Below are 23,836 nucleotides of genomic sequence, written 5' to 3'. Positions count from 1 at the left end.
CTTACTTTTTTAACCAGTTACTTGAAAATTCACAATCTCTATTCTCACCGCCAATTTTTATGTAAGTATCCATGATTTTTTCGGCTTGCCACTTTTCAATTGCCTTTACACGTTTATCATTAAGTGTTAAATCCTTAATCTTTAAAAAGTCGCGTGCATAATCTGCTTCATGCTCATCAATTCTATCTGTAACCCTCAATATTTTAAAACTAAGATTTCCTTGTCTGTCTTGTTCTTTTAAAACCAAACTGACTTCTTCATCTTTTAGATTTTGAATTTGAGAATATAGCTCAGGATCCATTCTAGTAAGCTCAAAATTATAATCCTGTGTTGCTGGGTTAATAAGTTGCCCACCATCATTTCTTGTTTCCTTTTCATCACTAGCTTCCCTAGCCGCATCTGCAAAAGAAATATCTCCATTAACGATACGCTCTCTAACCTTTTCAAGTCTTTCTTTAGCTTCTTGTACAGCAGAATTAGATACTTCTGGTATTAAAAGAATGTGAGCTACATCATATTCCTGTCCTCGAATTTTTTCTAATTGAATAATATGAAAACCAAAATCGGTTTCAAACGGCTCAGATATTTCACCTTCTTGAAGCGAAAATGCCACTTGTCTGAACTCCTTAACCATTCGAGGTTGCTTTTTATTCAATGTATATTTTCCACCTTTACTTGCAGATCCAGGATCATCTGAATACAATACAGCTTTCGATCTAAAACTTGCTCCATTCTCTAATATATCAGCTTTAAACTGCTTTAGTCTATCAATCACCTTTTGTTTTTCCTCTTCAGATACTTTTGGTTCTGCCACAATTTGAGCTACTTTTAATTCGGTACCAAATGTTGGACGCTCGTCTGTAGGAATGTTATTAAAAAACGTTCTTACTTCCTCTGGAGTAACCTCTATCTCTTCCACAATGTTAGACTGCATTCTTTGAGCTAACTGATTTGCTTTGTTAATTTCGAACATTTCATCTCTAAAACTTTGCTCATCATCTTTTTTGTAAAAATCTAAAAGCTTTTGCATATCACCATTTACCTGCTGTAAAAACTGTTCTATTTGATAATCTACATTCCTTCTAATTTCAGCATCAGAAACCGTTAAACTATCCTGAATCGCATGATGTGCATAAAGTTTATCCTCTAATAGCTTTCCAAACAACTGGCAACGCTCTATGTCTTTAGTATTTACACCTTGTGCTTCTAATTGTAAATATGCTTTATCTACATCAGAATCTAAGATAATGTAGTCTCCAACAACAGCGGCAACACCATCAACTTTAATGGCTTTAAAACCATTTACCGTATCCTTTTCTTTTACTACCTCTTCAACAGGCTTTTCATCTTCAATTATTTCTTGTGCAGAAGTAATATTCCAAACAAAAAAAGTAGTACATATTAGACCTATAATTTTATGATTATTTAAAAATTTCAAATTGCTTGTTTTTAATGGCATCTTTTGTAATATCTTTTTCTAATTGTCTTATCAGTTCTAACTTCCTTTGGTTAATTACTATTTGATCTATAGTAGGTTTTACATACTCTAAAGGAGCAGTTTCACTTCGTAATAAGACATCATTAATTTGCATCAAATATACTCCTAATGAGTCTTTGAGTTGTATAAAATTAGATTTTTTTAACAGTTCATTTTTATTTTCAGATTGAAGCACTGGTATTTTCTTCAGGACTTGATTCACTTTGACCCAAATTGAATCGTTTAAAGAGTAGGATTTAAACTGAATAGCTATAGAATCGAGTTCCCTTCTGTCTTTTGTATTAAAGCGCTTAAATTGTTCTTCAATCTTACGAAGATTAAGCATATTATTCTCCAAATAAACATATCTAAACTTAATGAGTTCTTCGTTTAACTTAAATGCCTCTTTATTTTCTTCGTAATATACTGCAGCCTCTTCTTTGTTAACTGCGGTGTCAATGCTTCGTTTTACCAAAGCCTCTAAATAGGCTTTAGTATATAAATCGTTTTTATATTGATTGACAAGTTTATTAAACGTCTCAAGTTTATTGTCACTTAAATTAAGTTTAGCACCATCCACCAATAACTGTTGCGTAGCCCACCGATTAATAAAATTTTGAACTAAAAGCGTACTATCTTCTTTAGAGGTTTCTGCCGACACTAAATCACTAATATCCTCAAGATATAAGTAAGAATCATTAACTCTAGCTACAGGCACGCCATCTTCTGTCTTCTTGAAAAAAGAACAAGACGAAAGCACAAAAAAATATATAATAAGAATTACAGAGCTACGCACTATTGATTTTTAATTTGTTCCTTAACAGTTTGTAAAGCGGCTTCATTAATAATTACAGAATACTTGTCTCGTAATGTATTCAACCACTTCTCTTCTTTGTGGGTTTGATAATCTGAAATCACTGTACCCTTAGCATCTTCAAAAGATTGCATATCCTTTGGAAGAATTTCTTTTACCTGCACAACCACATAACCTGTATTGTGACTTTGTATTTTAGAAATTCCTTGAGCAAAAACGAAATCCTCAGGAAGTGCTTGATGATTCGCCGCCATAATACCTGAGGTAAAAATAACGTCAACTTTATTATTACTATTAACTAGGTTTTTAATTTTATCGAGATCCATACCTTCCTCTAATAGTTTCGACACTTTTTTTAGTGTTTTCTGCTTATTTGACGAGGCAACTACGGCATTAATACGCTCAGGAATAAAATATTTATTCTTATTCGCTTCATAGAAATCTTTAACCTCAATAGAGTCTGTTTTTGCAGCATTCCATATTGAAGTTTCCATAAGATCAAACAATAACAAACCGTCTCGGTACTCTCCAACAATATCGGCGAATTCTTCATTTTCATACTCCAAATTGTCTTCTTGGTACTTAACCAAGTTGGTATTCAAGAAGGTTTCATAATTGCTTTCAGCAATCTTCCTAAGTGTTGTTCTGCTTCTATTATGACGCTGGTTTTTCACCAAATAATCACCAAAATCGATGTAATTTAATTGCTTCTTTCCAATTTTAACCAAAGGCTTATCTCCAGAAAAATCTTCTGGAAGCACCCATTTTCTTGCAAAGAAATCATTGTTAAGAATGGATGTAAAATAATCAAGAGCTGGTTGCTCATTACTTATATTGTAACGTTTTTTTAGTTTTGAATGAAGCGCTTCATCAATAATTTTAGAGCGGTCGTCACGTTTTACTTTAACCTCAAGTTCTGGTTTGATTTCTTGAAACGGTGCCACTGGTTTTTTTCCATATAACTTTACAATGTGCCAACCAAACTTCGATTTAAAAGGTGTTGAAACTACACCAATGGAATCCAACCCAAAAGCTACTTCTTCGAAAATAGGGACACTAAGTTGTCCGCCAGAAAACGGTTTTAGTTTTCCTCCTCTTGGTGCTGAATTTTTATCTTCGGAAAACTGTTTTGCTAAAGCTTCAAAATCCTCACCTTGCTGGATTTTTTTATAAATTTCTTGAATTCTTTCTTCGGGATTTCCGCTTAAAGAGTCTTTGTTTTGTAAAGTCAGCATAATGTGTGCTACAGTACGTTCACCACGTGCTTTACGTTTATCGAAAACCTTAATAAAATGATAACCAAATCTGGTTCTAAACGGTTGGGAAATTTCACCTACTGGCGTATTATAGGCTACATTCTCAAATTTATAAACCATCTTAAAACCGGTAAAGTACCCAAGCTCTTCACCATAAATGGTCTTTCCGTTATGGACTTCTTTCCTAACTTTTTCAAAACCTTCACTAAGCGCTCTTTCTCTTAATTTTAGTACTTGATTATAAGCTGCTAATGTATCTGCTGGCGTAGCGCTCTCATCGACTCTTACCAAAATATGGTTGGCTTTAACGTCATTTGAAATACGCTCATAAGCTTCTTCAACCAAAGCCTCTGTAACCTTGGAATCTGAAATATAACTCTTAGCCAACTGCTTTCTATAATTACCTAACTCCCTTTGGTAACTTGGTTTCTCATGAAAACCTAATGCCTTAGCTTCTTTTAATTTTAATTTGTAGTTTGTGTAGAGCGTTAAATATTCATCTACATCTTTTTGCGACTCGTCTTGGACTAAATCTAAATTCTTATTGTAAACTCTTAAAAATTCTGAAACGTACACGGGTTCCTCCGCTACACTAAAAAGAATATCTTCATTACTTGTTTGTCCATAATTTTTAACCTGAAATATTACGAATACAAAAACTAAAATATACTTTAACTTCATTTGCTTATTTTTATTTATAAGAATCACAAAAATACTAATATAAACCTATAATACAAGTTGTTTAACAAACGATTAAAACATCCAAATATTATTCTAAAATTAAGTTATAAAACGCGTGGAATCCAACCTATTTTTTAACCCATTCTTAGTGTTTAAAATAACTTATATTTGACCTAAACTAAAACCCTTATATGCGCCAATTAAAGTTAATTTGGGATTTTCGTGGCCCCCATGGAGCTCTTACTGCAGACCATCATTTAATTCATTTAAAAGAATACATAACCATTGAAAACCTAAATATTTCAATTACTGGAGTAGACCATATAAACGATATGCATAGCATTGCTTACCTAGTTGTTGATGAAGACCAGATGAAACCTATTCGAGATGCTTTAAGACCGCATCGAGGGCAGGTTTACCTCACGCCTTAACTTATTGTTATCACCAAGTTTATTTTTTAAAAATATTTAAGGTGCTCTATTTGTAAAAACATTAAGTATATTTATTGAGGTATTGCAAATAAACACAATTGCGTTTATTTCCTAGTTGGCAGTAATTTTTAAAAAAATATGAAATTAAGAACTAAAATAATAATGGCCTTTGTTTTTATTGCCGTTGTTTCTGTTTGTACAATTGGTTTTGTAGGAATAGCTACTGGTAAAAAAACAATGGAAAATGAAGCGTTTAATAATCTTACAGCGATAAGAGAATTAAAAGCAAATCAGGTTGAAGCTTATTTCGAACAGACTAGAAATGAAGTACAAAGTTATTCAGAAAATTTAATGGTAATTGATGCGATAAATGACTTTCAGAACTCTTTCTTTAAGATAGAAATTAAAAATCTAGAAGAAGCCGATATAGATTCTTCATTAAAAGCCCATTATAAAAATGAGTTTTTATCACATTTAGATTCGAACTCTATAACAACACCTTCTTTAGCAGAATATTTTCCTATTGAAAAGCAGACTCAATATTTACAATATTTATATATATCAAATAATGCATATCCAACAGGAGAAAAACAGTTATTACTGAAAAGTAATGATAATAGTTCGTATTCAGCTATTCATTCAAAGTATCATCCTGTATTTAAAAGTTATCTTGATAAAATTGGATTTTATGACTTATTTCTAATAGATACAACCGGTCATATTGTATACACTGTTCATAAAGAAATTGATTTTGCAACATCAATTAATGATGGTGCTTTTAAGAAAACACATTTAGCTCGTTTAGTTCAGAATGTACTTGAATCGGATCAAAAAGGATATACTAATATAGTTGATTTTGACATGTATCCACCATCCTATAACGAGCAGGCCTCCTTTATTGCAACTGCAATTTATGATGGGGAGAAAAAAGTAGGTGTTTTAGCCTTTCAACTTTCTATTGATCGCATTAATAATATTATGACAGATAACCAACAATGGAGTAAAGTTGGTTTAGGAAGAACAGGAGAAACATACATAGTTGGTAAGGATTTACTGATGCGCAACCAATCCAGGTTTTTAATTGAAGACAAGGTTAATTATGAGGAGATGTTGCAAAATATTGGCATTTCCAATGATACTATCAAACAGATAATAAAATTTAACAATTCTATTGGCTTACAAAAGGTGTCAACGGTAGGTGTTAAAAATGCTATAAATGGAAAAACTGGAACTAACATGTTTAATGATTATAGAGGCGTTCAGGTTCTTTCTTCTTATAGACCCTTAAAAATAAAGGATGTAGATTGGGTAATAATGAGTGAAATAGATAAAGATGAAGCTTTTTTGGAACTAAATGACTCTTTTATTCAAATGTTTTATTGGACCATTATTATATTAATTATGATTTTTGTTCTTGCTGTTTATTTCTCTAGAAAATTAACCAAACCAATTGTAAAGCTGACAAAAATTTCTAAAGAAATGGCGGATGGAAATTTAAGCATTGAAACAGGATTAGTAAGAAAAGATGAGATTGGTGTTTTAGCAAATAGTTTTGATGTTATGAGTAAATCCATTAAACAAATGATGGATGAGTTAGAAGACACAAATGCTTCGCTAGAAAATAAGGTAAAAGATAGAACAAAAGAGGTCGAAGAATCTCATAATAAAATCAAATCGATAATTGAGAATGCGAATGATGCTATAATCACCATTGATGCCAACCAAATAATAACACAATTTAATCCCGCTGCATGCCGATTATTTGGATACGAGGTTAATGAAATAATTGGTCAATCACTTCTACAAATTCTACCTCCGAAAGCAAAGGCAGATCATCACAAACATATAGATGAGTTTAAATCATCTTCAGTTTCATCAAAAAGAATGGATGAGAGGCCGGATGTGACCGGTATGAAAAAAAATGGCGAAATATTTCCAATAGAGGCCAGTATTTCAAAACAACAATATGGTGATGAAATGTTTTTTACTGCTTTTGTTAAAGATATTACAGAAAGAAAGGAAATGGAAAGGCTCCTTGCAGAGGCTAGCCAAAGAATGGAGGATGAGTTAAATGTTGGAAAGGAAATTCAATTGAGTATGCTCCCTCTTATTTTCCCGGCATTTCCAGATCACTCCGAGTTTAATATTTTTGCAATGCTTGAATCTGCAAGAGAAGTAGGAGGTGATTTTTATGATTTTTATTTTATTGAAAAAAATAAGTTTTTATTTTCTATAGCAGATGTTTCTGGAAAAGGTGTGCCTTCTGCATTATTTATGGCGGTTTGTAAAACACTTATTAAATCTAGAGCTAACGAGGATAATTCGCCTTCAAGCATTGTAACTTTTGTCAATGATGAGTTAAGTAGAGATAATAAAACCTCGATGTTCGTCACCCTCTTTTTATGTATTATTGACTTATCTACGGGTGAGTTAAAATATACTAATGCCGGGCATAATCCTCCATATCTAAAAAGGGTAAACGGGGAAATTGAAACACTAGATACCTTACATGGTCCGGTAGTAGGTGCGGTAGAAGATTTTGTTTACAAAGAGGACAGATTGAAAATGCTTGCAAATGATAAATTAATCCTATTTACAGATGGAGTGAATGAGGCAATGAACATCAAAAATGAGTTATACTCTAATGATAGAATAATTAAAAATATAAAAAAATGGAATAAAAATACTCTTGAAGAGAACTTAAAAGGCCTTTATAATTCTGTAATTAAATTCCAGGGAGAAGCCGAACAAGCAGATGATATTACGATTTTAGGATTTGAATATCTCGAACCCATACTTAATGAAATCATTTTTTCTAAAACACTTACTATAAAAAATCAGATGTCTGAAATTGATTTTGTAAATGAATTATTTAATGAGTTTTGTGAACAAAACGGAGTTCCTAGTGCCGTTTATAGAAAATTTAATATCGCATTTGATGAAATCATAAATAACATTGTTTCTTATGGTTATAATGACAAAAAAGAACATAAAATAAAAATAATCATAAATATTACCGAAGATCATTTAGTGGTCTCTATTGAAGATGATGCAATTGCATTCAATCCACTTAACTTGGCTTCCCCAGAAACGGATGCAAGTATTGAGGATAGAGAGATCGGTGGTCTTGGAGTCCATATGGTTAAAAAATTAATGGATAATGTGAGTTACAAAAGATATATTAAAAAGAACTTAACAACATTGTATAAAAAACTTAAATAAATAATTATGAATATAACAATTACAAAAGAGGGTGATATTTCAATATTATCATTAACTGGAAGTTTAGACACAAATACTTCAAAAGGTGCAGAAAATGAAATGAATAAATTGATTGAAGAGGGGCGTACTAAATTATTAATTGATCTTTCAAATTTAGATTATATAAGTAGTTCTGGCCTAAGAATTTTATTATCAACTTCTAAAAAATTAAAACCTATTGGAGGAGAGATGCGAATAAGTGGGTTGAACGAAACTGTAAATGAAGTATTTGAAATTTCTGGTTTTACCATGATTTTTAATGTATTTAAAACACTTGAAGAAGCAAAAGCAAGTTTTTAATTCGATAACGGGCGGAAACACCTTTTGATATTTGCCCATTGTTGTAAAAAGAACATAAAACCTATTTGCTAAACTAAAGGCAAAGCCTGTCGAGGCAACAAATATTATAATTATATGAAGTCGATACTAATAACTCAATGTCTACAAAATGATTTTGTAAAGCCAATAGGGAAGTATGATCCATTGCCTAATTTATTGCATGTTGGTTATGACGAGTCAATCAGATTAATGGGATTAAAGCCATCAGAAGGGCCCATTACAAATACTATGAAATGGGCTTATTCCCAATCGGAAGATGATATGGAGATTATTCATATTAGATCTTGGTATAACAAAAAAGATCCCACACAAATCAAGCATCTCGAAAAGTTTGGAGACCATTGCATTGCTTTTTCAGAAGGTGCGAAATTTGCTTTTAGTCTTGATAATTACCCTCGCATTACTACCGTAATTGATTCAAATAGCTTAAATGATTTTCTCAATCCAGAATTTACCGAGATTTTAGAGGGATACAAAAACGAAACATTAAGAGTTGGACTAATGGGGGTATGGACTGAGGCAAAAATCTCTTACCTAGCTTATGATATAACAACACGTTATCCTAATTTTGAGATTGCAATTTGTTCTGCTTTAACAGCAGGTTCTTCCAGGTCTCAGCATTATATGGCATTAAGTCAACTGGAACGTCTTTTAGGTGTTCGGATTTTTTCTTCAATTGGAGAGTTTACTAATTTTTTAAGTGACACTAAAATTGAAATTCCATTACCAATGCCCAAATTGGTTGACATGCCATTTATAGAAATGGATAATATTTCTTTGGAGGAAATTGAAGATACAGATCTTAAACTGATTAGATATCTCTTCAGAGACTGTAAATCAATATATCTTAAAACATTAACTGGTGGATACTCTGGGAACATTGTATTATCAGTTGAAAGTGTAGATATACATGGCCATAAACAAACCCCCCATGTTCTAAAAATTGGAGAACAGAGCGAAATGGGAAAGGAAAGATCGTCTTTCGAAAAAGTAGAAAATGTTTTAGGCAACAGTGCCCCAAGAATTAGCGATTTTGCTGATTTAAATGGTAGAGGAGCATTAAAGTATAGATATGCTGCTATGGGTGATGGATTTTCAAATACATTTCAGAAAATGTATTGCTCTGGTTTATCTCATGAAAAAACTAAAGCATTTTTAACTTCAATATTTAAAGAACAACTTGGTCGCTTTTATTTTGCCGCTGAACTGGAAGCTCAAAATTTGCTTGGTCATTATTTGTTTAAACCAGATTATGCACCAAGAATGAAGGTAAAAATTGAAAAGGTTATTGGTAGCAAAGCTGACGAAGCTAATTTGACTTTACCTACAGGTGATTCATTTCCCAATCCTTACTATTTCTTTAAAGATGAATTAGAGGAATTAATTCCAAAAGCCACATTTTCAAGTTACTTCTCCTATGTGCATGGTGATTTGAACGGAGCTAACATAATAGTTGACGCTCATGAAAATATATGGCTAATAGACTTTTTCCATACCGGACAAGGACATGTACTTAAAGACCTTATAAAACTTGAGAATGACTTGTTATATATATATACTCCAGTAAACAATGAAGAAGATTTACGGCAAGCTATAAAGTTAACCCACTTGCTTCTAAAAGTTCAAGACTTAAGGCGTCCATTGCCAGAATTAGATTCTAATGAAATAACGAACCCTGAAATGATTAGAACCTACGAAACGATAAAAATACTTCGTTCTTTTTATCCAGATCTAATACGTGATGATAGAAATCCATTACAGTTATTAATTGGGCAGATGCGTTATTCTGGGCATACCTTGTCCTTTTTTGAATCAAATAATTGGCAGAAATTATGGGCGCTCTATGCTACAGGTTGGGCTGGTGATGCGATAACTAAACAAATAAAAGCAAGAGGCCCTTTAAGGATAGATTACATTAATGAAAAATATACCAAAAAAGGTAAAATTGGATTGACAATCTTACCTGGCCGTAAAGATAATAGTCGTTTAATGGAAGAAGATGTGCAAACACTTAAAGATAAAGGTATTTCACATGTTATATCTTTAATAACCAGTGAAGAATTAATAAGATACGGCGTAGAGGATTTAATAACAGAATACGATAATGCTGGTTTTATTACTAAAACATTTCCTATAATTGATCAAGGAGTTAGTTCCTTAGAGGAAACAAATGAGCTTATCTACTGGATAGATGAAAACTTAGAGAAAGGAGCAAATATTCTGATACATTGTGTAGGAGGACTTGGTAGAACTGGTCTTGTTTCCGCCTGTTATTTGATTCATCAAGGAATGTCAGCTCAAGACGCAATTGACGAAGTCCGATCAGTACGTTCAAAAAGAGCCATTGAGTCAGAAAGTCAGGAACTATTTGTATATAAATATAAGAAAATGCAAACCCCAATGAATTAGGTTGATGATTAGTGAAAAGTCTAGATTTCGTTTTATTTGGAATATCTTATTACTACTTCTTGTTCCACTAAGCTGTATTTTAATACCGCTTAATACAGTGTTTTTCGAGGCCAGCGAAAGAACTATACTCTTAATTTACCTCATTGATGCTTTCTTCTTAGTAGATATCATCATGAATTTTTTTACTAGTTACACTGCCGACGGACAGGAGGTAACTAATAAAAATAAAATAGCCAAAAAATATCTTCTATCATACTTTGCATTTGATCTAATAGCCAACATCCCAATATTGTATGCCTTTAGTGCGGATGCATCTTCGTTTTTGCTGATGTTTCCTATTTTCAGATTGTTTAGACTTGTGAAAATTATTGCAATTATTAAATCTTGGAGAAAAACACTTTGGAATTACAGCAGTTATTTAAGGATTATCCAATTTGTCGTGTTCATGGTTGTTATTATCCATTGGATTGCATGTGGTTGGTATTTAACAATAAGACTTGACCATTACCCTGATAACTCGTGGTTAGCAACAAGTCATTTTACGGGATCTGACCCGATATCTCTTTACATATATTCTTTGTACTGGACAATTATTACTATGACTACAGTTGGTTTTGGAGACATTACTCCAATTCGTAATATTGAAATTGTGATTACAATAGGTGTGGCTTTGCTTGGAGCATCTTCATATGCTTTTATTATTGGAAATTTAGCTTCTCTTTTCACTAAAATAAATGAAGCAGAAATAAAATATAAGGATAAAGTTCAGGCTGTTAACCAGTATTTATCTCATAGAAATGTCCCAGATGATTTTAATCATAAGATTAGAGAGTATTATGAATATTTATGGACAAGATATAAGGGACATGAGGAAAAGCACTTTTTTAAAGACCTCCCAATTCATTATCGACTTGATATACTGCACTATCTGACTAAAGACTTTCTTGCAAAAATTCCATTATTCAAGGATTCCTCTCAAGCGCTACAAAATGAATTATTATTGTCTTTGAAACACCAAACTTACCCTCCGGATTGTTTCGTTATTAGAAAAGGTGAGATAGGGAATGAGATATTTTTTATTGCAGAAGGCCAATTAAAAATAGTATCTCAAAATGGGAAGAATTATAATGACTTTAGTATGGGTGATTATTTTGGAGAAATGTCTTTAATACTAAACGAAAAAAGAACAGCTTCAATAGTTACTCTTTCTTTTTGTGATCTTTTTTGTTTACACAAAGAAGATTATGTCAGAATAAAAGAAAAATATCCAGAGTTTAGAAAAGTTTTAAAACTAATATCTAATAATCAAAGCTCAATGCGCTCAGAATTTATTCTGGATGATATTATCTTATGATAATTTGTTTTTTATTAAATTAACAGAAATAATAACATGCTAAAAATTAACAATGGATAAAAAAGAAATACTTCAACAGTTAATGTTGGAAGATAATTTAGGCCCAGATTCTGTATTTTACAGATATACAAAAAAGTCTCATATTTTAAAAAACAAGGATGGATCGTTAGCCATAACCGCTAATAGAAATCCTCCAGAAATGGTTATCGATTTATATAATGGACAAGGGCATACTTTTAGAGCTGATAGTGTCGGACAAGGTCTTTCATTTACAACTAAAGCGGAACAAGACTATTGTACAGATGAATCTGTATCTGTTAAATTAAAATTAAAAGATATTCTTGACCAAGGTGGTTTGATTTATAAAGTCATTTCTCTTCCAGAATATGTTCGGGCATACTATTTTACAATTCCGGAGGGTTCCGTTAAAGTTCAAATTAATTAAAATTGTTGCAAAAAAACTACAGCCAACAACGTGTATAATTAATTGCTTTGGCGAGTGCTTATCTGGAAAATTCCTTCGGAATTTTATCGCGTTCGTTTTTGTTTACTAAATTAGTTGCTTAAACACGCAACTAACCATACACAAGACCGTTGTAGCCAATTAAACAAAAGATGCTACCTAACCTATAGAACAGGATCAAACTTAGAATGTTATTTATTTTTTAACTTCATTCACCAAATATTTCATAAAACTTAAATCAAATAGTTTTCAAAGGAAAATTTTTAGTATTTCAACTTCTTTAAATAGCTTGCTGAAAATCCCGTATAATTTGCAATTTCTTCTATACTTCTTCCCTGAATTTTCAATTCTTTTGCTTTTTCCAATCTTAGACCTGTAATCAATTTACCAGGTTTACTAGGTTTAACTAAACTATAAAGAACATTATTATTGATTTTAAAGTGTTCCGAAATCGATTCAACAGTTACATTACTTAAATTTTCTTCAATATAATTTAGAATAGTTTGTTTGGTAATATTTTTTTCATCTGAAATAATGATTCTCTTCTTTCGATACCAATTTACTATTAACAAACCAAGAGAAACAATCAATAAACCAAGTATTATATATATAAAACTCTTTTTAACGTTGATTTGATCTCTAATTATTTCATTGTCAACAACGTTTTGCAACCCACTTTCTGTTATCTTAATAATACCATTTGTACTACCTAACTTAATCGTATCTCCTTCTTTATATAGGGCCATTTTATTAAATTCAACACCATTAAATATGTGTACAAATTTGTTTGTGCCAGATTTTAAATAGTAAAGACCATTTATGGTGCTTATTAGTAAATCATTATTAGTAAGCACCAATAGGGAATATGCATTACTTAAGCCCCTTATCACTTTTTTTTCATCCTTAAGATAATTATATATCACAAGTGAATGATTTGTCAAGATAAAATATTCGGAATTTACCTCATGTGGAATTACCATACCATCAACAATAATATCAGAAAAACTTGTTAATTGTATTAATTCTTTCGAGCTAAAACCATATCTGTAAATTTTGTTCTTCTGAGCAAAGGTTACTCTATTAGTATAACCCTTTTGAAAAACTTCTATAATTACCGGAGCATTGTTGTCTTCATTATTGAATATTTTTTCAGCTACCTCTAAAGAATCATTCAAAACATATAATCCTTTAGTAGTTGATAATAAAAAACCTTCAGAATTTAACTTTTTAATATCCCTAGAGAAACCAATAGTATTATCCCCTATTTTGGTTTCACCGCTAACTTCATTGGAATAAACGATTGGTTTCTGACCCCTTGAATACTTAACTAAGCCATCATAACAAATATAAAATGTAGAGTCTATTTCTAAAATTTTACCTGAGCTGTAAGTAGGTACTTTCAGTTTTTCACCAAAACAAAAGACACCATTGTAAGTTGCTATACTATTTGGAGAAAAGGATCTAATACTGTACCCCTCCATTTGAAGAGAAAAGGGTAGTCTCTTAAAGATAAAAAGGGCGTTTTTACAAATTATATAAATATAGTTTTCCTTTTCAATTGATTGTTGCCAATATTTACTATATGAATTCGGAAGTAAGTCACGATATTTATAGTGTCTATCAACACTGCCATTTTTCGACACCTCTAACTTACCTTTCGTAAATCTAACATATCCCGCATTATCATTTAGCTTAATTAAGCTATTATCTATTATCTTAAAAGTTCCTTGACTTGTACCTATTAAAATGTTACCATCTTTATCCACAGAAAAATTATAATGAACTTTTGTTCCATAAAATTTTTCTAATACTATGTCACTAGCACTCAATTTGAAATTAAGAGTGCTAAAAAATATAAGTATAACAATTTTTATAGTCGTAAAAGACAATTTTTAAAATTTTATAAATATTATCTAAAAGAAAATAAATATAAGAATAAATGCTTTAACTATTATTTAAATATAAGTTTATAAAATTGCTTTACTAAAAAAGTATTCTATGAAAACAATTATTCTAAAATCTAATAAGATAATTTTTGTTTTAATCATTAGTATAGCAAACTATGGGTTTTCACAAACAACATTTACGGTAACATCAACTGAAATAGAAGGCCCAGGTTCATTTCTTCAGGCCATACTGGATGCTAATGCTAATCCTGGTGAGGACACTATTGAATTCACTCCCGGTTTAAATGTAAATGCCATTTTTCCGGATTTTACACTTGCTAATCCCGACATGGCAATAATTAACGAATCTGTGATAATTGAAGGTAATGGGAGTGTTATTAATGGAAAGCAATGGTGGATAGCCGCTAATGGAACCTCAAATCCATTAGGAGCTTGTCCTGCAAGTATAGGAAGTACACAAATTGTGTTTAGAATGCCAAACTTTTTAAAGGTTGGAACTAGTAATATTGATAATTCAGGTATAGAAGTAACCATTAAAGACCTTACTATTAAACAATTTAATTCTATAGGAAAAGTAGCTGACTATGCAACTTTAAATTTGGAAAATTTCAAGGCACAAGACATATGGTCTACCCTAAATTGTACCGCGAATGGTGATGCAATGATCTCTGTTTTTGTTGGTGCATCCTTGTCAATAAAAAACTCAACATTTCTCCAAATTGAGAATTGGAATGATGAACCAGATGGTAATGCTGCCATTCTCACGGATGCAAATGCAGGAAACTTAACTATTGAAAACAGTGTGTTTTACGATTTAAATTTTCAAGAAACGAAAAGCGCGATATCTTGGATTGGCGCATCATCTTCTACCGTAAACATTGTTAGCTCCAGATTTATGAATGCTGGAGGGATACGAATACTTGGTAGTACTAATCTTACAAATATTGTTAACTCTACATTTACGTTTGCGGATGGAACTAATGTAAGATATGGTGAACGTATTGTGAATAATTCAAGTGGACCTATGAACATTATTTCATCCTCTATAAGGTGGAATGCAAATAGTTGTAATACAGAATGTTTAAATTACCCTTTTACATCGCTTATTCATAACAGTGGTACCGGTAGTATCAATCTAACTGAATCTGCTGTTGGCTTCAATTTTCCAGAAACCTCAGGGATAATCATACCCACCTTAGAAGGGACGGGAATTACCGCTGATGACAAGACATGGATAGAACCTTCAGCGAGTCAAGATGCTAATGCTTTACAGACCATTACTACACAGCCAAATTTAATCACAGCCTTACCTGGTTTTGTACCACAAGTAAATACGACTACTGCTTATCTTGATACCGAATTACTAAACCCTGATGTCTCAGGTGTTTTAATTGACGTGATTAACACTCCCTTAATCAACCCTATTACAGGCTCACCAATAACTGTTGATGCATTAGGTAATGATAGGTTTGATGCGAATGGTTTTCGTGATATTGGCGCCATTCAATTGGCACTAGCTCCGCTTTTAAGTCTAACTTCTACAGGTGATGGCTCAGGAACCTTAAACTGGAATGAACCACTACATCATAATAATTTACCTATTCTAAGATATGAAGTTACCTATTCAGAAGCGGGAGGGGGGAGTCCAAGTACGGTTACAGTCGATCTACCTAACCTGACAGCAACAGTTTCTGGACTAACAAATGGTACTGAATATGACTTTAAAGTAAGAGCTATATATAACAATGGCGGATCTGAAGAGAATGGCCCTTACAGTAATATTGTATTAGGCACGCCATTTGGAAGCTTGGAAACTCCTACGCTAACTGCGACACCAGGAGATCAACAAGTAGCACTTTCATGGAATCTTCCTGTTTTAGGTGGACGTAACTTTGAAAGTTATTTATTGGTATGGAAAGTAGATGGAAGCCCCGATTATGATAATTCACAAGTTATTCAAGACCCAAATCAAACTGCAACAACTATAACCAATTTAGTAAATAACACAACTTATGAGTTTGCGATTAAAGTTCGAGCTTCAGGTGAATTTAGTGTGTATGATATTACTACTGCAACACCTAGTGCTTCACTAGGAATTGAGGAACTATCAAATAATGTGGTTTCCTTTTATCCCAATCCAGTTAACGATGTTGTAAACATTAAATTAGATGAAAGCTTTAAAGCTAAGTTATTTGATATTAACAGTAAATTGATTCTTGAAGTGAACAACAAAAAACAGATTGATATTTCATTCTTGACTAGTGGTATGTATTTCTTAAAGATTGAAAGTGAAGATAAAATTTATTCAGGTAAAATTTTAAAGGAATAAAGGCTCTGAAATGCCACAAGCAACTGATTCAACAAATTAACTGGCTACAACAAGGTATAAAAGCAATAGCGGTTTAGGTATAAACTTGAACCGTTTTTTGTTTTAATTCAGTATCTTTCTATCAGAAAGATGGTAGCTTTTTTTCCGCTACTTCTATTATACTAAACGTTACAGTCAATTAAAAGAAAAAAAATGCCATATGAGTAAAATTAAGGTATACTATATAATGTCGGCTTTCCTATCAATAAATATAGGATGTCAAAACCTAAATCAAATTACAGGTAACAGAAAAATTCCAGCGATAGCTCTTGAAAAATCAAGTGTAAAAACAGAAATAGCAGGTCGTGTTTATAGAGACTTGAATAACAACGGGAAACTTGATATTTACGAAGACATCAACCAGCCAATCGAAGCAAGAATCAAAGATTTAATGAGTCAAATGAATTTAAAGGAAAAAGCAGGAATGATGTTCATCGACGGTGCTCCCGTAAGCGAAGACGGAACATTGGAAAGTAAAAAAGGTGTGACAGGGCCGGCGGCCAGAAGGCCACCAGCTATACAGAATATTGATGAATCATTGATGAATCATTTTAATGTATGGGGATTACCTGATAATGTACACACCATTGCCACATGGTATAATAAACTTCAGCAATATGCAGAAAAAACTCGCTTAGGAATACCAGTAACCATTGCTTCTGACCCTCGTCATCATTTCAGTAAAAATATTTTTTCATTGGATGCCCGCGGGTTTTCCCAATTTTGTGAGACGACTGGATTAGCAGCTATCGGTGATGAAAAATTAATGAATGATTTTGCTGAAATCGTCCGTCAGGAATATTTGGCAGTGGGAATTCGAGAAGCATTGCATCCTCAAATCGACCTAGCAACTGAACCAAGGTGGCCAAGAATTAATGGAGGTTTTGGTGAAGACGCCAAGCTTTCTGCAAAACTTGCAAAAACTTATATTGAAGTGATGCAGGGTGGTAAGTCACTATCAGAAAATGGTATCGCATGCATGACCAAACATTTTCCTGGAGGCGGACCTCAAAAGAATGGTTTGGATCCTCACTTTGAATTTCAGCAAGGTCAAATTTATCCAGGCGAAAATTTTGACTATCACCTCATCCCTTTCGAAGCTGCGTTTGAAGCAAACACTTCCGCAATTATGCCTTATTATGGCATTCCGGTAGGGCAAACTGATGAAGATGTGGCTATGTCTTTTAATAAAATGATAATAACGGAATTGCTTCGTAAAAAATATAATTTTGAGGGAATTGTATGTGCAGACTGGGGCTGCATTACTGATGTTCCCTTAGGGCCTGATGTTGTTTGGCCAGCAAGAGCATGGGGCGTAGAACATTTGAGTGAAGTTGACAGAACATTGAAGATCATTGAAGCGGGTTGTGATCAATTTGGAGGAGAGGCTCGTCCAGAATTAGTGATACAATTAGTTAAAGATGGAAAACTCTCAGAAGAACGCATCGATACCTCTATAAAAAGATTGCTTCGGCAAAAATTCCAATTAGGTCTTTTTGATAATCCTTTTGTTGATGAATCAAAGGTTAATGAAATTGTTGGTAAAGAAGAATTTGTTCAATTAGGGATACAAAGTCAGCAAAGGTCAATGACTTTGTTGAAAAATGATGGTTCGACTTTACCTCTTTCCATAAATAACCTGAAAATTTATATAGAAAACATGGATAGTACTATTGTTTCCGAATATGCAACTGTCGTAAATACTCCTGAAGAAGCTGATTTTGCCATCATAAGATTGAATACGCCTTGGTATCCTGTTGAAACCAACAATTTTATAGCCAGAGGTTTCCATCATGGCGATTTGGATTTTAAAAGAGAAGAAAAAGAAAAAATCCTTCAATTACTCAAAACAGTTCCCACTATAGTAAATATTTATTTGGATCGTCCTGCTGTTATTCCAGAGATCGCCAATAGATCAAAAGTATTGATCGCAGATTTTGGGGCTAGCGATAAGTCGGTTTGTGAAGTGCTATTTGGAAATACTTCCCCAGAGGGTAAATTACCTTTTGAATTACCATCATCCATGGAAGCTGTTGCCAATCAAAAAACGGATGTTCCATATGATAGTGAGAATCCACTTTTTCGCTTTGGTTTTGGAATTAAATATATAAAATAAAGAAAAAACTGACTGCAACAATGTGTGGCTATCAATGTTCGCATTCGCTTTACATTACACTGCAGCTACACTCTCGTCTCAAACAAACCTACCTCGAATAATTAGGGGATTCTTTCGTAATGGTTACATCGTGTGGGTGGCTTTCGTTAATACCACTAGCAGTAATTTTTACAAACTGCCCATTTTCTTTTAGTGTTGCAATATCCTTGGCCCCACAGTATCCCATGCCTGCGCGTAAACCTCCAATAAATTGGTGGATGCTTTCGTATAAATCGCCTTTATATGGTACGCGACCCACAATGCCTTCTGGTACTAATTTTTTAATATCGTCTTCAACATCTTGGAAATAGCGGTCTTTACTTCCTTCCTTCATGGCTTCCACAGAACCCATTCCTCGGTAAGACTTAAATTTTCTTCCTTCGTAAATAATGGTTTCACCAGGAGACTCTTTAGTTCCGGCCAAAAGTGATCCTAACATCACTGTATCTGCTCCAGCTGCAATAGCTTTTGGAATATCACCTGTATACCGAATACCACCATCTGCAATTACAGGAACACCAGTACCTTTTATAGCTGCAGCTACTTCTAATACTGCCGAGAACTGGGGAAAACCAACACCTGCAACCACACGAGTCGTACAAATTGACCCTGGACCAATACCTACTTTTACAGCATCTGCTCCAGCTTCTACTAAGTATTTTGCCGCTGCACCTGTTGCTATATTTCCAACAATAACATCTAAATCTGGAAACTTAGACTTAACTTCTTTCAAAACACTTACCACACCTTTAGTATGTCCATGCGCTGTATCAATAACAACGGCATCAACACCTGCTTTTACTAAAGCTTCTGCTCGGTCTACTGCATCTCCAGTTACTCCAATAGCAGCTGCTACGCGCAAACGTCCATATTTATCTTTATTAGCGTTAGGTTTTTGACTTAACTTTGTGATATCTCTAAAGGTAATTAAACCCGATAACTTAAAATTATCATCAACTATAAGAAGTTTTTCTATCTTATGTTGTTGCAAGATTTTTTCTGCATCTTGTAAAGACGTTCCCACTGCTGCAGTTACCAAATTTTCACTGGTCATAACCTCAACAATAGGGCGTTTATTATCGTGTTCGAAACGTAAATCTCTATTAGTAACTATACCTTTTAATACACCTTCATCATCAACAATTGGAATACCACCAATACTATATTCCGCCATGTATTTCTTAGCATGTTTAACCTTTGCTTTAAGGGGTAACGTTACCGGATCTATAATCATACCACTTTCTGCACGCTTTACCTTTTTAACCTTTGCCGCTTGCGCTTCAATAGCCATATTCTTGTGCAATACACCTATACCGCCTTCTTGAGCCATGGCAATTGCCATTTTACTTTCGGTTACGGTATCCATGGCAGCCGAAATAACAGGTACATTAATAGTAATGTTACGTGTAAATTTTGTTTGAATATTAACTTCTCTTGGAAGGACTTCGGAAAAAGCAGGAACTAATAAGACGTCGTCGTAAGTAAGACCCTCGCCTACTATTTTATTTTGATGTGCAGTCATGTTGCAATTACAATTATAATTGCGTGCAAATTTACACATTTTTTAGAGACTACTTGTCAAATATTTAGAATAATATAAACACCAAACAAAAAATTGATTTACCTAAAAAACTCATAGTCAATATGGTATAAATTTTATTTTTATTTATTCTAAATAAACTTTGTCAAAGTAAAATTCATTGTTATTTTTGCCTGCGAAATAAATCGTTATTTTTAATCAGTCTAAATAAAATGAAAATTAGATTTACCCTAATCGCACTGCTACTTTCAAGTGTTATTGTTGCTCAAGAGAAAGAAGAAAGACAAAAAGATTCCATTCAAAAACTAGATCAAGTACTAATTAGCACACAAGTTATTTTTGGAAATAAATACGAAGCAAAAAATAGAACTGGTTCGTCCTACTATATTTCTCCAGAAGAACTTGCTAAATTTAACTATACCGATATTAACCGTGTTTTACGCTCTGTTCCAGGTGTAAACATCTATGAAGAAGATGGCTTCGGGTTAAGACCTAATATAAGTTTAAGAGGAACATCACCTGAGCGAAGTGCCAAAATATCTGTAATGGAAGATGGTGTTTTAATTGCTCCTGCCCCATACAGTGCTCCTGCAGCCTATTATTTCCCGTCTGTGGCGAGAATGCAAGCCGTTGAAATTTTAAAAGGAAGTAGCCAGATACAATATGGTCCTTTTACAACGGGTGGCGCTATTAACTTAGTAAGTACGCAAATACCAAATAACTTCCAAGGTTCCTTAAAGGCGAGTTACGGAAGCTTTAACACGGGGCAAATTCATGCAAAGCTAGGAGATAGTAAAACGAATTTCGGGTATTCCTTAGAGTTTTTGAACTTTAATTCTGATGGCTTTAAAGACCTGCCTGATGGCAGTGATACAGGTTTTGACAAAAATGACTTTGTTGCTAAATTTAGATTAAATTCTAATCCTGAAGCTGCTATTCGTCAAGCAGTGAACTTTAAGTTTCAATACTCTGATGAAGTTTCAGATGAAACCTATTTAGGTTTATCTCAGGAGGATTTTGATATGGCACCTTTAAGTAGATATGCAAGTTCTCAAGATGATAAAATGACCAATGACCATATTCAGTTTTCGGTTAGCCATGAATTAGAGTTTTCTAAAAACTTTAGAATTACAACTGACGCTTATTACAATGGGTTCTCAAGAAATTGGTATAAGCTTAATGATATTGTTTTTAACGGAGATAAGGTTAGTATAGCTTCGGTTGTTGAAGATCCTAGCGCTTACCCTGATCATTTTGCTATCGTAAACGGAAGTTCAAACTCTGATGCAGATGCTATTCTTTTAAAAGCAAACAACAGAAGATACAAATCTCAAGGTGTACAAACTAAATTCGATATACATTGGGCTGGCACCAATGTATTCCACGACCTTGAAATTGGTTTGCGTTACCATTACGATGAAGAGGATCGTTTTCAATGGAAAGATGGCTACAACATTATTAACGGCGAAATGAATCTTACTTCGGCAGGACCTGGTGGAAGTGATGCCAATAGAATTAGTAGTGCTAATGCCTTTGCAGGATCTATCCTTTATAAACTGAAGTACAATAAGCTAACTTTAACTCCTGGTATTCGATACGAAAATATTGTCTTAAAACGTGAAGACTATGGTACCGCAGATTTTAGTAGATCTGGTCAAAACCTAGCAGTAAGAGAAAACAATGTCGATATTTTTATTCCTGGAATTGGTTTCAATTATAAATTCAATACTTACACTTCGCTTTACGGTGGTGTGCACAAAGGGTTTTCACCTCCGGGAAATTCACCCGACCAAACTTCTGAAGAAAGTATAAATTACGAATTAGGTTCTCGCTTTAATTTTAAAGGCTTAAGGGGTGATGTTGTTGCTTTTTACAATGATTATAGTAACTTATTAGGTAGTGACTTAGCTGCAACAGGAGGTACTGGATCGTTAGATCAATTTAATGCAGGTGAAGTTGCCGTTAGAGGTTTAGAAGTTTTACTTAACTACGATTTATTAGAAAAAAACACCAGATTTAGCTTTCCAATTACATTAGGTTACACATTTACAGATACCGAGTTTTTAAATAGTTTTGGTAGTGATGACGATTTATGGGGAGAAGTTACTGAAGGTGATGAATTACCATACATTGCAAAGCATCAATTTAATGCATCAATAGGGTTGGAAAATAAATTATTTGAACTAAATGTAAATGGTCGTTTTAATGGTTCGTTTAGAACAACAGCAGGAACAGAGAAGATTACAGATGAAAATGGTGTAACCTCAAATTTCATTCTAGATTTTTCAGGTAAATACCATATCAATAAAAACCTAAGTATCACTGGAAATATTATTAACTTATTGGATGAAACATACGCTGTATCTAGAGTCCCAGCAGGTTTACGCCCAGGACATCCTTTTGGTGGATATGCAGGTCTAGAATTTAGATTCTAAAAATAAAACTAATAGATTAAAAAAGGTACTGAGTTTCAGTACCTTTTTTTTTATTTAGTGGTATTCATTGAAAATCTTTGAAGCTTCATTATAAGCACTTTCAAAACTAAGTGCATTTAGATTATTATTCTTATTAGAGGTAAAATACGATAACAATTTTTCTGTAGGCATGTTACCAGTAAGTTCATCTTTAGCCATAGGACAACCTCCAAATCCTTGAATAGCTCCGTCAAAACGATAGCAACCTGCTTTATAGGCAGCATCTACTTTTTCATACCATGATGACGGTGTTGTATGTAAATGAGCTCCAAATTCGATATTGGGATAAAGCGGAATTAAATTTGAAAACAAATAGTTGATACTTTCTGGATTTGAGGTGCCAACTGTATCACTAAGGGATAAAATATTAACACCCATACGGGCAAGCTTTTCAGTCCACTCTCCAACAATATCTACATTCCAAGGATCACCATAAGGATTTCCAAAGCCCATTGAAATGTAAACTACAACTTCTTTATTCGATTTATTGGCTATTTCTAAAATCTCAGAAAGTGTATCAACAGACTGTGCAATGGTTTTATGTGTGTTCCGCATCTGAAAGTTTTCTGAAATAGAAAAAGGGTATCCTAAATAATCTATTTCTTTGTGCATAGATGCATCATTTGCACCGCGAACATTTGCAATAATTGCAAGAAGCTTACTAGTTGTTTTGCTAAGGTCTAATTTAGATAAAACCTCTGCAGTATCCACCATTTGAGGTATGGCTTTTGGGGAAACAAAACTTCCAAAATCTATAGTATCAAATCCCACGCGTAATAATGATTGAATATACTGTACCTTCTTCTTCGTAGGGATAAATTGTTTTATCCCTTGCATAGCATCACGAGGACATTCAATAATCTTAACAGGACTTGACATACTTAATTTTAAATCGGGATAAAAATAC

At 33.2% G+C, this 23,836-nt stretch carries 15 protein-coding genes; 9 read left to right on the top strand and 6 right to left on the bottom strand.

Going from position 1 to position 23,836, the window contains the following annotated elements:
* Position 1: 1 nt before the first annotated feature.
* From FEF17_RS09385 to FEF17_RS09375, 3 genes are read right to left on the bottom strand one after another with little or no spacing between them, the layout of a single operon-like run.
* Complete coding sequence (locus tag FEF17_RS09385; RefSeq protein ID WP_139002067.1) at positions 2 to 1,459, bottom strand: peptidylprolyl isomerase; 1,458 nt, start codon at positions 1,457 to 1,459, stop codon at positions 2 to 4.
* Entirely contained in the window at positions 1,422 to 2,273 is an 852-nt protein-coding gene (locus tag FEF17_RS09380; RefSeq protein ID WP_246046820.1) for a peptidyl-prolyl cis-trans isomerase, read from the bottom strand. The genes FEF17_RS09385 and FEF17_RS09380 overlap by 38 nt, the downstream gene beginning before the upstream one ends.
* A complete protein-coding gene (locus FEF17_RS09375; RefSeq protein WP_139002066.1) occupies positions 2,273 to 4,228 on the bottom strand; it encodes a peptidylprolyl isomerase in 1,956 nt (651 codons plus the stop codon). The genes FEF17_RS09380 and FEF17_RS09375 overlap by 1 nt, the downstream gene beginning before the upstream one ends.
* A 191-nt stretch (positions 4,229 to 4,419) precedes the next feature.
* Here FEF17_RS09375 and FEF17_RS09370 point away from each other — a divergent pair, with 191 nt between their 5' ends.
* From FEF17_RS09370 to FEF17_RS09345, 6 genes are all read left to right on the top strand, one after another.
* Positions 4,420 to 4,659: a hypothetical protein gene (locus FEF17_RS09370; protein WP_139002065.1), complete on the top strand. Its 240-nt coding sequence runs from the start codon at positions 4,420 to 4,422 to the stop codon at positions 4,657 to 4,659.
* 138 nt (positions 4,660 to 4,797) lie between these two features.
* Positions 4,798 to 7,881 (top strand): SpoIIE family protein phosphatase, encoded by a 3,084-nt coding sequence (locus FEF17_RS09365; protein ID WP_139002064.1) that lies wholly within the window; start codon positions 4,798 to 4,800, stop codon positions 7,879 to 7,881.
* A 6-nt stretch (positions 7,882 to 7,887) separates the two neighbouring features.
* Entirely contained in the window at positions 7,888 to 8,220 is a 333-nt protein-coding gene (locus tag FEF17_RS09360; protein WP_139002063.1) for an STAS domain-containing protein, read from the top strand.
* A 114-nt stretch (positions 8,221 to 8,334) separates the two neighbouring features.
* The gene (locus FEF17_RS09355) at positions 8,335 to 10,668 is read left to right on the top strand and encodes a phosphatase domain-containing putative toxin (RefSeq protein WP_139002062.1); all 2,334 of its coding nucleotides are present in this window, start codon (positions 8,335 to 8,337) and stop codon (positions 10,666 to 10,668) included.
* A gap of 4 nt (positions 10,669 to 10,672) precedes the next feature.
* Positions 10,673 to 12,022 (top strand): ion transporter, encoded by a 1,350-nt coding sequence (locus tag FEF17_RS09350; protein ID WP_139002061.1) that lies wholly within the window; start codon positions 10,673 to 10,675, stop codon positions 12,020 to 12,022.
* A gap of 52 nt (positions 12,023 to 12,074) precedes the next feature.
* Positions 12,075 to 12,467, top strand: a complete 393-nt coding sequence (locus FEF17_RS09345; RefSeq protein WP_139002060.1) for a hypothetical protein — start codon at positions 12,075 to 12,077, stop codon at positions 12,465 to 12,467.
* 281 nt (positions 12,468 to 12,748) lie between these two features.
* Here the strand turns inward: FEF17_RS09345 and FEF17_RS09340 are convergent, their stop codons facing one another.
* Positions 12,749 to 14,314, bottom strand: coding sequence for a helix-turn-helix domain-containing protein (locus FEF17_RS09340; RefSeq protein WP_139002059.1), 1,566 nt, complete (start codon positions 14,312 to 14,314; stop codon positions 12,749 to 12,751).
* A 169-nt stretch (positions 14,315 to 14,483) separates the two neighbouring features.
* On the opposite strand from FEF17_RS09340, the gene FEF17_RS09335 reads away from it, so the two are divergent.
* Together FEF17_RS09335 and FEF17_RS09330 are read left to right on the top strand one after the other, a co-directional pair.
* Positions 14,484 to 16,721: a fibronectin type III domain-containing protein gene (locus FEF17_RS09335; protein ID WP_139002058.1), complete on the top strand. Its 2,238-nt coding sequence runs from the start codon at positions 14,484 to 14,486 to the stop codon at positions 16,719 to 16,721.
* Between the two features lie 199 nt (positions 16,722 to 16,920).
* Entirely contained in the window at positions 16,921 to 18,876 is a 1,956-nt protein-coding gene (locus FEF17_RS09330) for a glycoside hydrolase family 3 protein (protein ID WP_246046819.1), read from the top strand.
* An 88-nt stretch (positions 18,877 to 18,964) separates the two neighbouring features.
* On the opposite strand, the gene guaB is transcribed toward FEF17_RS09330, so the two are convergent.
* Positions 18,965 to 20,437: an IMP dehydrogenase gene (gene guaB / locus FEF17_RS09325; protein ID WP_139002057.1), complete on the bottom strand. Its 1,473-nt coding sequence runs from the start codon at positions 20,435 to 20,437 to the stop codon at positions 18,965 to 18,967.
* Positions 20,438 to 20,667: 230 nt separating this feature from the next.
* Between guaB and FEF17_RS09320 the strand changes: the two genes are divergently transcribed.
* Positions 20,668 to 22,890 carry a TonB-dependent receptor family protein gene (locus FEF17_RS09320; RefSeq protein WP_139002056.1) on the top strand — a complete coding sequence of 741 codons (2,223 nt, stop codon included), beginning with the start codon at positions 20,668 to 20,670 and terminating at the stop codon, positions 22,888 to 22,890.
* Between the two features lie 54 nt (positions 22,891 to 22,944).
* On the opposite strand, the gene FEF17_RS09315 is transcribed toward FEF17_RS09320, so the two are convergent.
* Positions 22,945 to 23,808, bottom strand: a complete 864-nt coding sequence (locus FEF17_RS09315; RefSeq protein WP_139002055.1) for a hydroxymethylglutaryl-CoA lyase — start codon at positions 23,806 to 23,808, stop codon at positions 22,945 to 22,947.
* Positions 23,809 to 23,836: the final 28 nt, after the last annotated feature.

The organism is Hyunsoonleella aestuarii, assembly GCF_006148925.1.
GTDB classification, from domain to species: domain Bacteria; phylum Bacteroidota; class Bacteroidia; order Flavobacteriales; family Flavobacteriaceae; genus Algibacter_D; species Algibacter_D aestuarii.
Note: the sequence above shows the minus strand (reverse complement) of the source record. Positions and strands in the feature narration are given on the sequence as shown.

Coding starts and splice junctions, on each gene's coding strand:
- FEF17_RS09385 (WP_139002067.1), bottom strand. CDS start 1,459: ATGCCATTAAAAACAAGCAATTTGAAATTTTTAAATAATCATAAAATT.
- FEF17_RS09375 (WP_139002066.1), bottom strand. CDS start 4,228: ATGAAGTTAAAGTATATTTTAGTTTTTGTATTCGTAATATTTCAGGTT.
- FEF17_RS09370 (WP_139002065.1), top strand. CDS start 4,420: ATGCGCCAATTAAAGTTAATTTGGGATTTTCGTGGCCCCCATGGAGCT.
- FEF17_RS09365 (WP_139002064.1), top strand. CDS start 4,798: ATGAAATTAAGAACTAAAATAATAATGGCCTTTGTTTTTATTGCCGTT.
- FEF17_RS09360 (WP_139002063.1), top strand. CDS start 7,888: ATGAATATAACAATTACAAAAGAGGGTGATATTTCAATATTATCATTA.
- FEF17_RS09355 (WP_139002062.1), top strand. CDS start 8,335: ATGAAGTCGATACTAATAACTCAATGTCTACAAAATGATTTTGTAAAG.
- FEF17_RS09350 (WP_139002061.1), top strand. CDS start 10,673: ATGATTAGTGAAAAGTCTAGATTTCGTTTTATTTGGAATATCTTATTA.
- FEF17_RS09345 (WP_139002060.1), top strand. CDS start 12,075: ATGGATAAAAAAGAAATACTTCAACAGTTAATGTTGGAAGATAATTTA.
- FEF17_RS09335 (WP_139002058.1), top strand. CDS start 14,484: ATGAAAACAATTATTCTAAAATCTAATAAGATAATTTTTGTTTTAATC.
- FEF17_RS09330 (WP_246046819.1), top strand. CDS start 16,921: ATGAGTAAAATTAAGGTATACTATATAATGTCGGCTTTCCTATCAATA.
- guaB (WP_139002057.1), bottom strand. CDS start 20,437: ATGACTGCACATCAAAATAAAATAGTAGGCGAGGGTCTTACTTACGAC.
- FEF17_RS09320 (WP_139002056.1), top strand. CDS start 20,668: ATGAAAATTAGATTTACCCTAATCGCACTGCTACTTTCAAGTGTTATT.
- FEF17_RS09315 (WP_139002055.1), bottom strand. CDS start 23,808: ATGTCAAGTCCTGTTAAGATTATTGAATGTCCTCGTGATGCTATGCAA.